This is a genomic window from Stappia stellulata DSM 5886 (assembly GCF_000423705.1).
GTDB classification, from domain to species: domain Bacteria; phylum Pseudomonadota; class Alphaproteobacteria; order Rhizobiales; family Stappiaceae; genus Stappia; species Stappia stellulata.
In genome coordinates this window covers 218,859-232,922 of the sequence record NZ_KE384082.1, presented here as the reverse complement: position 1 = coordinate 232,922, position 14,064 = coordinate 218,859, and the positions used below count along the sequence as shown (strand labels likewise).

Annotated in this window: 10 protein-coding genes; 6 read left to right on the top strand and 4 right to left on the bottom strand. The window is 65.7% G+C overall.

The window, feature by feature from the left end:
- Positions 1 to 76 precede the first annotated feature (76 nt).
- Together G572_RS0113375 and G572_RS0113370 are read right to left on the bottom strand one after the other, a co-directional pair.
- Positions 77 to 1,093 carry a sugar ABC transporter substrate-binding protein gene (locus G572_RS0113375; RefSeq protein WP_029058912.1) on the bottom strand — a complete coding sequence of 339 codons (1,017 nt, stop codon included), beginning with the start codon at positions 1,091 to 1,093 and terminating at the stop codon, positions 77 to 79.
- Positions 1,094 to 1,157: 64 nt separating this feature from the next.
- On the bottom strand, positions 1,158 to 2,372 hold the full coding sequence (locus tag G572_RS0113370; RefSeq protein ID WP_245566216.1) for an ROK family protein: 1,215 nt from the start codon (positions 2,370 to 2,372) through the stop codon (positions 1,158 to 1,160).
- 367 nt (positions 2,373 to 2,739) lie between these two features.
- On the opposite strand from G572_RS0113370, the gene ade reads away from it, so the two are divergent.
- The 3 genes from ade (at position 2,740) to G572_RS0113355 (ending at position 7,326) form a co-directional block, all read left to right on the top strand.
- Positions 2,740 to 4,461, top strand: coding sequence for an adenine deaminase (gene ade / locus G572_RS0113365; protein WP_029058910.1), 1,722 nt, complete (start codon positions 2,740 to 2,742; stop codon positions 4,459 to 4,461).
- 202 nt (positions 4,462 to 4,663) lie between these two features.
- On the top strand, positions 4,664 to 6,337 hold the full coding sequence (locus tag G572_RS0113360; protein WP_029058909.1) for a long-chain-fatty-acid--CoA ligase: 1,674 nt from the start codon (positions 4,664 to 4,666) through the stop codon (positions 6,335 to 6,337).
- 119 nt (positions 6,338 to 6,456) lie between these two features.
- On the top strand, positions 6,457 to 7,326 hold the full coding sequence (locus tag G572_RS0113355) for a helix-turn-helix transcriptional regulator (protein WP_029058908.1): 870 nt from the start codon (positions 6,457 to 6,459) through the stop codon (positions 7,324 to 7,326).
- A gap of 94 nt (positions 7,327 to 7,420) precedes the next feature.
- On the opposite strand, the gene G572_RS23815 is transcribed toward G572_RS0113355, so the two are convergent.
- Entirely contained in the window at positions 7,421 to 8,386 is a 966-nt protein-coding gene (locus G572_RS23815; RefSeq protein ID WP_037546847.1) for a DMT family transporter, read from the bottom strand.
- A 406-nt stretch (positions 8,387 to 8,792) separates the two neighbouring features.
- Here G572_RS23815 and G572_RS0113345 point away from each other — a divergent pair, with 406 nt between their 5' ends.
- Both G572_RS0113345 and G572_RS0113340 read left to right on the top strand, forming a co-directional pair.
- The gene (locus G572_RS0113345) at positions 8,793 to 11,096 is read left to right on the top strand and encodes a xanthine dehydrogenase family protein molybdopterin-binding subunit (RefSeq protein WP_029058907.1); all 2,304 of its coding nucleotides are present in this window, start codon (positions 8,793 to 8,795) and stop codon (positions 11,094 to 11,096) included.
- Between the two features lie 230 nt (positions 11,097 to 11,326).
- A complete protein-coding gene (locus G572_RS0113340) occupies positions 11,327 to 12,277 on the top strand; it encodes a DMT family transporter (protein WP_051242361.1) in 951 nt (316 codons plus the stop codon).
- Positions 12,278 to 12,314: 37 nt separating this feature from the next.
- Here the strand turns inward: G572_RS0113340 and G572_RS0113335 are convergent, their stop codons facing one another.
- On the bottom strand, positions 12,315 to 12,551 hold the full coding sequence (locus G572_RS0113335; protein ID WP_029058905.1) for an Lrp/AsnC ligand binding domain-containing protein: 237 nt from the start codon (positions 12,549 to 12,551) through the stop codon (positions 12,315 to 12,317).
- A gap of 287 nt (positions 12,552 to 12,838) precedes the next feature.
- Between G572_RS0113335 and G572_RS0113330 the strand changes: the two genes are divergently transcribed.
- Positions 12,839 to 14,026 carry a TRAP transporter substrate-binding protein gene (locus G572_RS0113330; protein WP_084650255.1) on the top strand — a complete coding sequence of 396 codons (1,188 nt, stop codon included), beginning with the start codon at positions 12,839 to 12,841 and terminating at the stop codon, positions 14,024 to 14,026.
- Positions 14,027 to 14,064: the final 38 nt, after the last annotated feature.

Sequence of the window (14,064 nt, the reverse complement as noted above, 5' to 3'; positions counted from 1 at the left end):
GGCGTTGTTCCAAGATGGGCGGGGCGGCTGGGGCCGCCCCGCGTCCGGGCGTTCCCGGCCTAGCGTGCGCGGGCAATCAGCCCCAGCACTTGTCCAGGCCTTCCTTGGTGTCGATGGAGGACACGCCCTCCACGGGCTTGTCGGTCACCAGCGCGACGCCGGTATCGAAGAACGTCTTGCCGGGTGTCGGCTCGGGCTTTTTGCCGGTGTCGGCAAAGGCCTTGATCGCCTCGATGCCGAGCGATGCCATCAGCAGCGGGTACTGCTGCGACGTGGCGCCGATGACGCCGTCGGCGACATTGCGCACGCCCGGGCACCCGCCGTCGACCGAGACGATCAGCACGTCGCTTTCCCGGCCCATGGCCTTCAGCGCCTCATAGGCGCCGGCGGCGGCCGGTTCGTTGATCGTGTAGACGACATTGATCGTCGGATCCTTGGTGAGAAGGTTCTCCATCGCCGTGCGGCCGCCTTCCTCGTTGCCGGCGGTGACGTCGTGGCCGACGATGCGGGGGTCGTCCTCGTCGCCCCAGCGGTTCGGATCCTTCACGTCGATGCCGAAGCCGGTCATGAACCCCTGGTCGCGCAACACGCCGACGGAGGGCTGGCTGACGGCGAGGTCGAGCATGGCGATGCGGGCGTTCGCCGCTTCGTCGCGGAGGCTCGCGGCGGCCCACTGGCCGATCAGTTCGCCGGCCTTGAAGTTGTCGGTCGCAAACGTCGCGTCGGCCGCGTCGATCGGCTCCAGCGGCGTGTCGAGGGCGATCACCAGAATGCCGGCGTCGCGGGCCTGGCGAACGCTGTCGACGATGGCCTTTGTGTCCGAGGCGGTGATCAGGATGCCCTTGGCGCCATCGGCGATGCAGGTTTCGATGGCAGCGACCTGCGCGTCATGGTCGCCGTCGATCCGGCCGGCATAGGACTTGAGCGTCATCCCGAGTTCTTCCGCCTTTGCGGTGGCGCCTTCCTTCATCTTCACGAAGAACGGATTGGTGTCCGTCTTTGTGACCAGGCAGGCATTCATGTCGGCGGCGAGCGCCGGTGTGGCGGCAACGGCTCCGACAATGGTTCCGGCAAGCATCAGATTGCGTAGCATGTCAGTCTCCTCCCAGTGGTCGTTTGACACAGCTTGTCTCCGCCGGCGTTGCCGGAGGAGGTCGTCAGGTGCCGCCCGCTGCCGCATGCGGTTGATCCGCATGTCTCGTTTGTGTGGCACCCTGTTTCGCCCCGCGTCCGGTCAGGATGGCGGTGCGCGGCGAATAGTTGAAAAAGATCGGCAGGTTGGAGGCACCTGCGGCCCCTGCGTCGGAGCCGAAGGATCCGCGCTGCAGACGCGGCGGGTTGCGCGCTTCCGGGGCGGCGGCCTCGAGCGCCGCCGCGAGGTCGTTCAGCAGGCGCGCGGCCAGGCCGCCATCGATATCAAAGTCGATCACGACGAGCGGCACGTCGAGCAGCGAGATTGCCGACCAGACGGCCGGCGCCAGGGCGGCGACGCAATCGTCGAGCCATTCGTCGACGGCGGGATGACCGTTTTCCACGGCAAGCTCGAGCTCGCCGCGCGTATCCGCCTGCACCCCGTGATGGGCGAGGTGGCGCTTGAGGGCGGAAAGCGAGGCACGGGTCAGGAGAATGTCCATTTCCCCGCGCGGGCGCGGAGAGGAAACCAGACGGCTCGGCGGAACCGGGATCATGGCAACGTCGCCGGCGTTGCCGTTGACGCCTTTCAGGCAATCGCCGCCGGTGACGACGCCGCCGCCGATCGCCGGCCCGAGGAACAGGTAGAGAAAATTGTCCGACAGCCGCCCTGCGCCGGAAAACAGCTCCGCTATGGCCGCCGCCGTGCCGTCGTTTTCGGAAAAGACGGGGTAGGCGATGGCGTCTTCGAGCAATGCGGTGAAGTCGACCTCGTCCCAGCGGCGGAAGGTTTCGGCCGGAAGACCGAGCTCGCGCAGCCAGGCCCCGAGATTGAAGGGCATCGCCAGCCCGACGCCTGCGATGCGGTCGCGCTCGTCCGGCTCGATCAGCTTGAGCAGCGTCGCGATATCGCCGGCGACCAGTTCGACCGCCCGTTCCGGGGTGGGGAGAAACCGGTCATGCGACTGGCGGCCGATAATACGGCCCGAGAAATCCGCGAGCACGGTCTCGATCGAGGTCCGGTCGAGACGCACGCCGAAACCATAAGCCCCCGATGCCGCGATCCGCAGCATGGTTGCCGGCTGACCGCGCCCGCCGTCATGGCGCTTGCCGAGGGTGTCGATCAGCCCGGCGGCCGTCAGCTCCTGAATGATGCCGCCGATGGCCGCGTTGGTCAGCTGGGCAAGCCGGGCAAGGTCCGCCTTGGATGCTTCTCCGACGCGCCGCAGGGCCTGGAGCACGATACGTTCGTTGTAACGACGCAGCTGCGCCGAATTGGAACCTTGACCGACGAGTGGACGTACGGGCACCATCAATCCCCTGACCGGCGTTTGTAACCGTCCGCGTACCGTGTGCCGGATGCGGGTGCGATTAATTAATTTATCTGATTTAATTAATTGCCGAAAAAATGATACTTGTCAAATATATTCTTTTGCGCTGAATGAATGTGCAGTCTGGGTGACGTTACGGCGTCTGCGCGTTCTGTCGACCGGTGTCCAGAGCGCTGGCATGGTTCGGCTTCGGCATGCGATATTCACGACGGGGCTGCGTCGCGACGTGCGGCGCGCACATCGTTCCTGCAAGCCGACACGCGTCACGGAGAATTCCATGCCCGACACCGCCGATACGCAAGAATTTCTCACCCGCGCCATTGCCGCCGGACGCGGCGAGGTCCCGGCCGATCTGGTGATCCGCAATGCGCGGCTGTTTTCGGTGATGGACGGTTCCGTGACGGAGTGCGACATCGCCATCGTCGGCGAGCGGATCGTCGGGACGCATGCGCGCTACAGTGGCGACCGGGAGATCGACGCGGACGGGCGCATCGTCGTTCCGGGCTTCATCGACACGCATCTGCATGTGGAATCCTCGCTGGTCACGCCGCTGGAGTTCGACCGCTGCGTGCTGCCGCATGGCGTGACCACGGCGATCTGCGATCCGCACGAGATCGCCAATGTGCTCGGCGCGGACGGCATTCGCTATTTTCTCGATGCCTCGGAGCGCACCGTGATGGACCTTCGGGTCAACCTGTCGTCCTGTGTCCCGGCAACCGCCTTCGAGACCGCCGGCGCCCGGCTCGAGATCGACGATCTTCTTCCGCTGCGCGCGCATGCACAGGTGATCGGCCTTGCGGAGTTCATGAATTTTCCAGGCGTGCTCAACCGCGACCCTGCGGTTATCGCAAAGCTTGCAGCCTTTCAGAATGGCCATATCGACGGGCATGCGCCGCTGGTGACGGGGCTCGACCTCAACGGCTATCTCGCGGCCCGGATCCGTACCGACCACGAGGCGACGACGGCCGAAGAGGCGCGGGAAAAGCTTGCCAAGGGCATGAGCGTGCTGATCCGCGAAGGCTCGGTGTCCAAGGACCTGGAGGCGCTCGCGGAGATCCTGACACCCGACACCGCCTCCTTCGTGTGTCTTTGCACCGACGACCGCAATCCGCTGGATATTGCCGAGGAAGGACATCTCGACAGCATGATCCGACGGCTGATCGGGCGGGGCGCACGGCCCCAGGACGCCTATCGCGCGGCAAGCTGGTCGGCGGCCATGGCCTTCGGCCTGCGCGACCGCGGGCTGGTCGCGCCGGGGTGGCGGGCGGATCTCGTGCTGCTCGACGATCTGGAGGACTGCCGTGTGCATTCGGTGATCGCCGCCGGTCGTCTGGTGGATGAGGCGGCGTTTGTCGAACGGACGCCGCTTGCGCCGGTCGGGCTGAAGAGCGTTCACTTGCGTCATATCGAGGAAGCGGATTTCGCGGTGCCGGCGGATGCCGCGAACGAGCGCGCGGTGATCGGCGTCGTGCCGGGGCGTATCATCACGGAACGGCTGAGCCGCACGCTGCCGGTCGGGGCCGGCACGGTCGCGGCCGATCCGGCGCAGGATGTCGCCAAGGTCGCCGTGGTGGAACGCCATGGCCGGACCGGGGGCATCGGCCGCGGCTTTGTCTCCGGTTTCGGCCTGATGCGGGGCGCCATCGCCTCTTCGGTCGGCCATGACAGCCACAACATCTGCGTGGTCGGGGTGGACGATGCGGCAATGGCGGCCGCGGTGAACCGGATCGCCGACCTGCAGGGCGGTTTCGTTGTCGCCGACGAGACCGGGGTGACGGCGGAACTTGCCCTTCCGGTCGCCGGCCTGATGAGCCTGGAGCCGTTCGAGACGGTCCGCCATCGGCTGGAGGATTTGCGCGCGGCGGCCAGGGCGCTGGGCTGCACGCTGGACGAACCGTTCCTCCAGGTGGCGTTCCTGCCGCTGCCGGTGATCCCGCATCTCAAGATCACCGACAAGGGGATGTTCGATGTCGACCGCTTTGCGCTGCTGGAGACGTGAACCGCCACGCGACGCGCGCCCGCCGCGACCGGCCGGTGGAGGATTGGATGTGCGCTCGCGTATCCTATCTGTAGGAGATACGGCCGTCGGTCGCCCGCATTTTCCGTTGACGTAAACGGAAGGCTTGGTCATGTTTCATGCTCGATGCGCCGGGGGAGACGGCGTGCCGCGCTTGTAAAAAGCATTCAGGGGAGGAGCATCCGTGACCGACGCGCAGAACTGGCTTGCCGATTTTCATCCAAAGCCGCTTCACGCCTACCTCGACGCCACGGTGCGCGATTTCGGCGCCCGGCCGGCGATGGATTTCTTGGGCAAGGGCTGGAGCTACTCCGAGATCGGCGCCATGGTCGCGCGCACGGCGGCCGGACTTCAGGACATGGGGATCGGCAAGGGCGACAAGGTGGGCCTGTGCCTTCCCAACACGCCCTACTATACGGTCTTCTACTTTGCCGTCCTCAGGATCGGCGGCATTATCGTCAACTTCAATCCGCTCTATGTGGAGCGTGAACTGTCGTTCCAGGCGCGTGACGCGGGCGTGCGCGTCATGGTCACGCTCGATCTCAAGGTGATCTACGACAAGGTCGAGGCGGTGCGCCGGGAAGGCTCGCTTGACACGATCATCGTCTGCCCGATGGCCGACATCCTGCCGCAGCCGAAGAAGCTGCTGTTCTCGCTGTTCAAGCGCAAGGAGCGCGCCGACATTCCCCGCGATGCGGCCCATCCAAGATACGCGGAGATCGCGCGCGACGGGAAGACGCCGACACCGGTCGAAATCGACCCGGTGACCGATATCGCTGTCTTTCAGTACACGGGCGGCACCACCGGCGTTCCCAAGGGAGCAATGCTGACCCACGCCAATCTGTCTGCCAATCTGGAGCAATTGCGCACGTTGTTTGCGGACGCCCGTCCGGGCGAGGAGAAGAAGCTGTGCGTGCTTCCGTTCTTCCATGTCTTCGCCATGACCGTGGCGCAGAACCTTCCCGTTTCCATCGGCGCGGAAATGGTGCTCCTGCCGCGTTTCGAACTGAAGATGCTGCTCGACACGATCAAGCGGAAAAAAATCACCCTGTTTCCGGGCGTTCCGACGATCTACACCGCGATCAACAGCTCTCCGGTGGCGCGCGGCTACGACCTGACGTCGATCAAGCTCTGCATTTCCGGCGGCGCTCCCTTGCCGGTCGAGGTGAAGGAGGAGTTCGAGGGCCGCACCGGCTGTATTCTGGTGGAGGGCTACGGCCTGACGGAGGCCTCGCCGCTGGTCACTGCCAATCCGCTCAACGAGAACCGGCGCTCCGGATCGATCGGCCTTGCCGCGCCGGGCACGACCATCGGATTCCGGGATCTGGATGATCTGACCCGGGATGCGCCGGAGGGCGAGAAGGGCGAGCTGGTCGTCTCGGGTCCGCAGGTCATGGCAGGCTACTACAATCGTCCGGAAGAAACCGCGCGGGCGCTGGAAGGCGGGGTGCTCCATACCGGCGACGTCGGCTACCGCGACAAGGATGGCTTCATCTATCTGGTCGACCGGATCAAGGACCTGATCCTGTGCTCGGGCTACAACGTCTATCCGCGCGTGATCGAGGAGGCGATTTACCAGCACCCCGCGGTGGAAGAGGTCATCGTCATCGCCATCCCCGACGCGTATCGTGGCCAGGCGCCCAAGGCCTTCGTGAAACTGCGCGAGGGCGAGGCGCTTGCCGAGGACGACCTGAAGACCTTCCTGAAGGGCCACCTGTCGGCGATCGAGCGTCCGCAGGAGATCGAGTTCCGCGACAGTCTGCCGAAGACGATGGTCGGCAAATTGTCGAAAAAGGAACTCGTCGAGGAAGAAGAGGCGCGTCGAGCCGATGCGGCCGCCTTCCAGGATCCGCGGTAACAAGGCTTGTACGCCCGCGTTGGCTCGGATGGCGGGTCGGCTCCTCCAGCTTGCGGCGGGGGCGGATGCTTGGCATTGTCGCGCGTCTCAAGTCTATGCAATTCAGGATGACCGGCCACATGACGGGCGAACTGCCGACCTATCTGACCACCCGTGAAATGGCCGACCTTCTCAGGGTCAAGGAACGCAAGATCTACGATCTGGCGGCAGCCGGCGAGATCCCGCACAGCCGCGCAACGGGAAAGCTGCTGTTTCCCCGCGAGGTGGTGCTGGCCTGGATCGACAATGCCAGCGAGGCACCGTCGCCCCATGCCCCGCGCCCGCCGGTGGTTTTGGGGAGCCACGACCCGTTGCTGGAATGGAGCCTGCGCGAATCGGGTTCGGGTCTGGCCGCCTTTTTCGACGGGAGCATGGACGGACTGGAGCGTTTCGAGCAGGGCGAAGGTGTCGGCGCCGGCCTGCATGTGGTTCAGGATGAGGGCTGGAACACCGAAGCGGTGGCTCGCCGGCTGAGGTTTCAGCCCGTCGCGCTGCTGCAATGGGCATGGCGCAGCCGCGGTTTCATCGTCCCTTCTGGAAATCCCGCGTCCGTATCCCGGCTTGCCGATGTGACACGTCTCAAGGTGGTGCAGCGCCAACCGCATGCGGGAAGCCGGCTTCTGCTGGACCGGCTTCTGGCGGAGGAGGGGCTGGGAGCCGGCGTGAGCGGACCGATGGCGCGCGACGAACGCGAGGCGGCCCTTGCGGTGCTCGATGGCAGCGCGGATGTGGCCTTCGGGCTGGAGGCATCGGCGCGCCAGTTCAAGCTCGATTTCATTCCGGTCTGTCAGGAGCGCTTCGATCTGATCGTCGGCCGCCGCGACTGGTTCGAGCCGCCGCTGCAGGCGCTGCAGGCGTTCACGCGCACGCCGGCGTTTGCGGACATGGCGAAGACGCTTGGCGGGTACCGGATCGAGGGCATCTGGACGCCTCTGTTCAACGGCGGCTGACAATCGGACGTCGGGCTTGTGCCGGACCGGCTCCGCCAGGGGTTACGGCGGATCGGCTCCGCCAGGGGTTACGGCGGACCGGCTCCGCCAGGGGTTACGGCGGATCGGCGCGCACGCCGTCCCGGGTTGCGATCCGGCGACCGAGCTGGGCTTCGCGCCAGACCGTGTAGAGCGAGCCGGCGATGATGAGGGCCGCGCCCGCGTAGGTCGCCAAAGCGGGCAGATCGCCGAACACCAGGAAGCCGATCACCGTGGCATAGAGCAGGCGCACGTAGTCGAGGGCGGCGAGTGCCGAAGCCTCACCGGCGCGGAAGGCGCGGATGTTGCACATCTGTCCCGCCCAGGAGACCATCCCGACGATCACGAGAAGCCCCAGTTCCCAGAGCGTTGGCGCGGTCCAGTTGTAGAGCGCGATCGGGAGCATGATCAGCCCGACGAAAACGGCCTGGTAGGTCAGTATCGTGACCGGGCGCTCGTGCTGCGACAACTTGCGGATCACGATCATCACGACGGCGGCGCCGGCGGCGCTGAGCACCGCAAGTCCGGCATAGAGATCGATCCCCGTGTCGCCGCCGGGGCGCAGAATGATCATCACGCCGACGAAACCGACCGCCGTCGCCGTCCAACGATGCCGTCCGACGGTCTCGCCCAGGAAAAAGATGGCGAAGATGGTGATGAAGAAGGTCTTGGAAAACGCAATGGCGGTTGCATCCGCGAGCGGCAGGTGAATGATCGCGGTAAAGCCCGCGAGCATTGCGGTCGAGGCGCACAGGATGCGCAAGACGTGCAGGCCCGGATGTCGTGTCGAAAGCGATCCGGGAAGACCGGAAATGATCGTCGGCGCGACGATGGCCGCCATCACGATTTGCCGGATCAGGATGATTTCGGCGACATGAAGCCGTTCGCCGAGGATCTTGATCAGCGTGACCATGACCGTGAAGAAGAGGCCCGCCACCAGCATCCACAATGTGCCGCGCAGGTTTCCCGGCAGGCTGGAAAGCCTGGCGTCGGCGGAACGATAGCGGTCGGCAAGGCCGGGACGCTGCGGGTTGGAGGCCATGAGGACGAAACCGGGGGTTTGGTCGACGTGCAGTGGTCAACCTGAGGGGAAGACCCTCAGCATAGACCCATCGTGCGGCAAAGAGGAAGGGCTTGCATGTTGTGCGCCGCGGTCGGATGCCGGGCCGGGCGCAGCGGGCAATCGCCATCGGGTCTTGGCGGCAGGCCCGGAATGCCGCTAAGGTCGGGGCAACGGATCCGGCTCGGCAACGGGCGTGCCTGGGCTTGTGCCGGCTCCTTCCTGCATCCGGCGTTTGGGACCCGCGCCCGCCCGCCCTTCATCCAAGACCGCAGCGCTGATGCAAACGCACCGTCGCCCTTGACCCTTTCGGCTGGAGCGTCATGTCGCGACAAGCGCAGGCTCACGATCATCGCAACGAGGCTTCCATAATGAATGAGATGGCGACATGAATGAGATGGCTCCCGGAAAATTCGGCATGGGTGCGCCCGTGCGGCGCAAGGAAGACACGGCGCTCATCACCGGCCACGGACGCTACACCGACGACATCCATCCGGACGGGGCGTTGCGGGCCTATGTGCTGCGCTCGTCGATGGCGCATGCCCGTATCAAGGTCGGCGACCTGGAAGACGCTCGCAACGCCGAGGGCGTCGCGATGGTGCTGACCGCCGCCGATGTTCCCGACCTCGGCATGATGCCCACCAAGGCCTCGGTCAAGCAGCCGGACGGCAGTGCGCCGGTCGTGCCGCCGCGCCCGGTGCTTGTGGTCGACACCGTGCGCCATGTCGGCGAACCCGTTGTCTTCATCGTGGCCGACACGCTGAACAACGCCAAGTCGGCGGCCGAACTGATCGAGATCGACTACGACCCGCTCGACGCGGTGGTCGACACCGCCGATGCGCTGTCGCCCGACGCACCGCTGGTGTGGCCCGATCGCGGCAGCAATCTCGCCTATACCGCCGAGATGGGCGATGCCGAGGCGACGCGGGCGGCCTTCGACACGGCGCATCACGTCACGCGGATCGAGATCGTCAACAACCGGCTGGTGTGCAACTACATGGAGCCGCGCAGCTGCATCGGCGAATTCGATGCAGGCAGCGGGCGCTATACGCTGACCGCCGGCACCCAGGGCGGCCATGGCATGCGCGACGTCATCGCCGGCGACATTCTGGGCATCGACGCCAAGGATCTGCGCGTGATCACGCCGGATGTCGGCGGCGGCTTCGGCACCAAGAATTTCGTCTATCCGGAATACCCGCTGGCCCTTGTCGCGGCGAAGCGGCTCGGCAAGCCGGTGAAATGGGTGTGCGAGCGCACCGAGCATTTCGTCGCCGATGCGCATGGTCGCGACAATCTGGCCGTCGCTGAAGTGGCGATGGATGCCGACGGGCGATTCCTGGCGCTCAAGGTCGACCTGATCGCGGCGATGGGCGCCTATCTGCACCAGTACGGGCCGTTCATTCCCTATCTCGGGCTGACGATGTCGACCGGTCTCTACGATATCCCGGCGATGCATGCCGAGCTGAAGGGCGTTTACACCCATACGACCGCAACGGATGCCTATCGTGGCGCGGGACGGCCGGAAGCCGCCTATCTGCTGGAGCGGCTGGTCGACAAGGCGGCCGCCGAAATGGACCTTTCGCCAGCCGAGATCCGCCGTCGCAACTTCATTGCAACCGAGGCCCTGCCCTACACCACGCCGACGGGCCGCATGTATGACACCGGCGAGTTCGCCGCCCATATGGACACGGCGCTTGCCGCAGCCGACTGGGACGGCTTCGAGGCGCGCGCGCAAGCCTCCCGCGATGCCGGCAGATATCGCGGCATCGGCATGGCGACTTATGTCGAGGCCTGCGCCTTCGCCGGTTCGGAGGAAGCGACGGTCGAGCTCGGGCTCGACGGATCGCTGACGCTTCTGATCGGCACCCAGTCGAACGGGCAGGGCCATGCGACCGCCTACGGGCAGATCATCGCCGAGCAGTTCGGCGTCGATCTCGACAAGATCACGACGATCCAGGGCGACACCGACCGTGTGCGAAAGGGCGGGGGCACCGGCGGGTCGCGCTCGATCCCGATCGGCCTGCCGTCCGTTCTCGAGGCGTCGAAGACGCTGGTGAAAAGGGTCAAGGACCTGGCGGCCGACAAGCTGGAGGTCGGTGTGGAAGATCTGGAGCTGACGGATGGCTCGGTGCGCGTCGTCGGCACCGATCGTGCCGTGACGCTTGCCGAGGTTGCTGCCGGTGCGGGTGAGCCGCTTGCCGCCCGTGAGGCGGTGAAACAGGCGGAGGCGACCTATCCGAACGGCACGCATGTCTGCGAGGTGGAGATCGACCCGGACACGGGCGAGACGACGCTTCTCGACTATGTCATCGTCGACGACTTCGGCGTGACCGTGAACCCGCTGCTGCTCGCCGGCCAGGTGCACGGCGGCGTGGTGCAGGCCATCGGCCAGGCGTTGATGGAGCACACCGTCTATGACGCGGACGGCCAGCTGATCAGCGCCTCTTTCCTCGACTACCAGATGCCGCGCGCCGGAGATATTCCCCATATCCGCTTCGAGACCCGCAACGTTCCGTCCACGACCAACGCGCTCGGCATCAAGGGCGCGGGCGAGGCCGGCACCATCGGCGCCTGCCCGGCGGTGATGAACGCGGTGAACGATGCATTGCGCCGTGGCGCGGGTGTCGCGCAGATCGAAATGCCGGCAACGCCGTCACGCGTCTGGGAGGCGATTGCCGCTGCGCGCAGCTGATCGCGATTGCGGGCCCGCAGGACGGCCCGCGTCGCAAACGGACGACGCAACCACCTGCGCCGTCCGTCGCGTTCCAGGCCATGCGCAACGCGCAGGGGTGGACTGCCGAGACGGATCGAGACCGAACCCTATTGATACCATAAATAAAAAGGGTAGCCTTTAGTCGTATCCTTGCCCGCCGCTGGTCCCGTCATGGCCCGCGCGATTGTATTTGAGTTGGAATTCCCCGCATGTCTTCGTCCCCCGCCGCCGACCTCAATTCGCACAATCCCAGACTTGGTATCGCGTTGAAGGTCGGGGCTACGCTCCTCTTCACCGGCATGGTCGCCCTGGTGAAGCTTCTGGAAGCGCGCTATCCGGTGGGGCAGGTCATCTTCGCCCGAAGCTTTTTCGGCCTGATCCCGGTGCTGGTCATGGTGTGGTGGCAGGGGGAGGGGCCGTCGGTGTTCAGGACGCGCCGCCCGCTGGGGCATATCGGTCGGGCGTTGATCGGCGGCTCGGCCATGGCAATGTGGTTTGCCGCTCTCGCCCGTCTGCCGTTGCCCGACGCGACGGCGATCAGCTTTTCCGCGCCGCTGATCACGGTCGCGCTCGCGGCGGTTATCCTGCGCGAGAAGGTCCGGTTCTATCGCTGGACGGCGGTGGTGATCGGCTTCCTGGGCATTCTGATCATCCTGTCGCCGCACCTGGGGGCCACGGCACCGACACAAGGCACCACCGAGGGCGCGATGCTGGCCTTTGCGGCTGCGGTGGCGATGGCGCTGGCGATGATCACCGTGCGTCGGCTGACCAACACGGAGCGCACGTCGACCATCGTGATCTGGTTCACCGGCGTGATGGCGGTCCTGTCGCTTGCAAGCGCGCCCTTCGGCTGGAAGATGCCGACGGGCGAGGATGCGCTGATGCTCGTCTCCATCGGCCTGTTCGGCGGAATCGGCCAGATCCTGCTGACCACGAGTTACCGCTTCGCCGATGCCTCGACGATCGCGCCCTTCGACTACACGACCATGATCTGGACCGTGATCGTCGGGTGGCTGGTCTTTTCGGAAGTGCCGACGCTGGAGGTGATCGCCGGGGCGATCATCGTGATCGGCGCAGGCGTTTTCGTCATCTTCCGCGAACGCCAGCTCGGGCTCGACCGGTCGAAGGAACGCCAGACGGTCACGCCCTCCAAGGTGTGACGGGCCAGGGGGTGACAGGTGCCGGAGGCCGGCCTTGTCAGAACGCCTTGAAGGTGATGATCGTCTTGGTGTCCTGGATGCCGTCGAAGGGATGGACCTTCTCGTTCACGAAATGGCCGATGTCGGCATTGTCATCGACATAGAATTTCACCATCAGGTCGTAGTCCCCGGCGGTCGAATAGATCTCCGAGGCGATTTCGGCATCGGCGATGGCGTTGGCCACCTGATAGGCTTTTCCCAGATGGCATTTGATCATCACGAAGAAGGGTATCATGGACGTCTCCCAGGCAGGGCCGGCGCCGGCGGCGCGAGAATCGTCCGACAGTGAAGCGGATGCGCTCAAGCGGAGCAAGGGGCCTTGCGCGTCGCCGCAGGCATACGTGCGCACGCCCGGTCATATCCCCGGTAAACATGGGTAAATTTTAATGAAGCGGGCCTTGCGAAGTTGCGGCCCATGCCCGAACCTGCCAAGAAAGCGGCGTGGTCACGCTGTTTTTCGCAATCGGCACGCCGCAAAGCAGGATGCAGGGTGACGCAACGCAAGGCGACGGAACAGGATCGATGAGCACCCAGGGGGCGAAACCGCCTCGGCGCCAAATCGGCGACGGCGGACCGCGACAACGCCGGCGCAGCGACACGCCGTCGGCGGTCCCCGCATCGGGGTCGGACCGAAGCGGCGGGATATCGCGCCGGGCGGCTCTCGGGCTTGCCGGCGCTGCGGCGGCAAGCGGACTTGCCGCGCCGGCCCTGGCGCAAACAACCATCGAATGGAAAATGGCCACCGCCTGGCCTGCGGACCTGGAAGGGCCGGGCCGGTCGGCACAGCGTATCTGCGATGCCATTGCGCTTCTGAGCGGTGGACGCATGCGCGTGCGGCTGTTTCCGGACGGTGAACTGGTGGCCGCGCCGGGCATCTTCGACACGGTCTCGGCCGGAACGGCGCAAATGGGGCATGCCGCCTCCGCCTATTGGCAGGCGAAGATGCCGGCCGCGGTGTTCTTCACCGCCGTGCCCTTCGGCTTACTGCCGCACGAGCACGTGACCTGGCTCGAGCAGGCCGGCGGCCAGGCGCTGTGGGACAAGCTTTACGCTCCCTACGGCGTGCGGCCCTTTCTGGCTGGAAACACCGGCGCCCAGATGGGCGGCTGGTTCACGCGGCCGGTCGAGACGCTCGATGACCTCAACGGCCTGAAGATCCGGATGCCGGGACTGGGTGGCGAGATCATGCGCCGGCTGGGCGCGACGCCGGTCTCCTTGCCGCCGGCGGAACTCGTTCAGGCGCTGGCCAGCGGGCTGATCGATGCCGCGGAATTCCTCGGTCCGGCGAGCGATCGCGCGCTCGGGTTCTCCAGTGCGACGAAACTCTATTATGCGCCAGGGTTCCACGATCCCAACGGTGCCAATGAGGTGCTTGTCAATTCGGTCGCCTTCGACGGGCTGGCCGACGATCTAAAGGCCGTCGTGATTGCCGCCTGTCGTGCCGAGACGCTTCAGTCGATGGCCGGCAGCGACTGGCGCAATGCCGAGGCGTTCCACGCACTGCAGACCGAGGACGGGGTGGAGGTGCGGGCCTATTCGCCGGAGATTCTCTCCGCACTGCGCGAAACCAGCATGCAGGTGGTGGCGAGTTTCGCCGACGCCGGCGGCCTTGATCGCGAGATTTACCAGAGCTATTCGCAAACGCTGCAAAGGCTGGCGCCCTGGAGTTCCGCCTCCACCCGGCTGTTTCTGGAAGGGCGTGAGGCCTGACGTGGCGGTCTGACGCGGGCCGTTGCCGGGCGACGCGC

Bases quoted from the DNA above. Each gene is read 5' to 3' on its own strand.
- G572_RS0113335 (WP_029058905.1), bottom strand. From the start codon at position 12,551: ATGATACCCTTCTTCGTGATGATCAAATGCCATCTGGGAAAAGCCTAT.
- G572_RS0113345 (WP_029058907.1), top strand. From the start codon at position 8,793: ATGAATGAGATGGCTCCCGGAAAATTCGGCATGGGTGCGCCCGTGCGG.
- G572_RS0113330 (WP_084650255.1), top strand. From the start codon at position 12,839: ATGAGCACCCAGGGGGCGAAACCGCCTCGGCGCCAAATCGGCGACGGC.
- G572_RS0113375 (WP_029058912.1), bottom strand. From the start codon at position 1,093: ATGCTACGCAATCTGATGCTTGCCGGAACCATTGTCGGAGCCGTTGCC.
- G572_RS0113355 (WP_029058908.1), top strand. From the start codon at position 6,457: ATGACGGGCGAACTGCCGACCTATCTGACCACCCGTGAAATGGCCGAC.
- G572_RS23815 (WP_037546847.1), bottom strand. From the start codon at position 8,386: ATGGCCTCCAACCCGCAGCGTCCCGGCCTTGCCGACCGCTATCGTTCC.
- G572_RS0113340 (WP_051242361.1), top strand. From the start codon at position 11,327: ATGTCTTCGTCCCCCGCCGCCGACCTCAATTCGCACAATCCCAGACTT.
- ade (WP_029058910.1), top strand. From the start codon at position 2,740: ATGCCCGACACCGCCGATACGCAAGAATTTCTCACCCGCGCCATTGCC.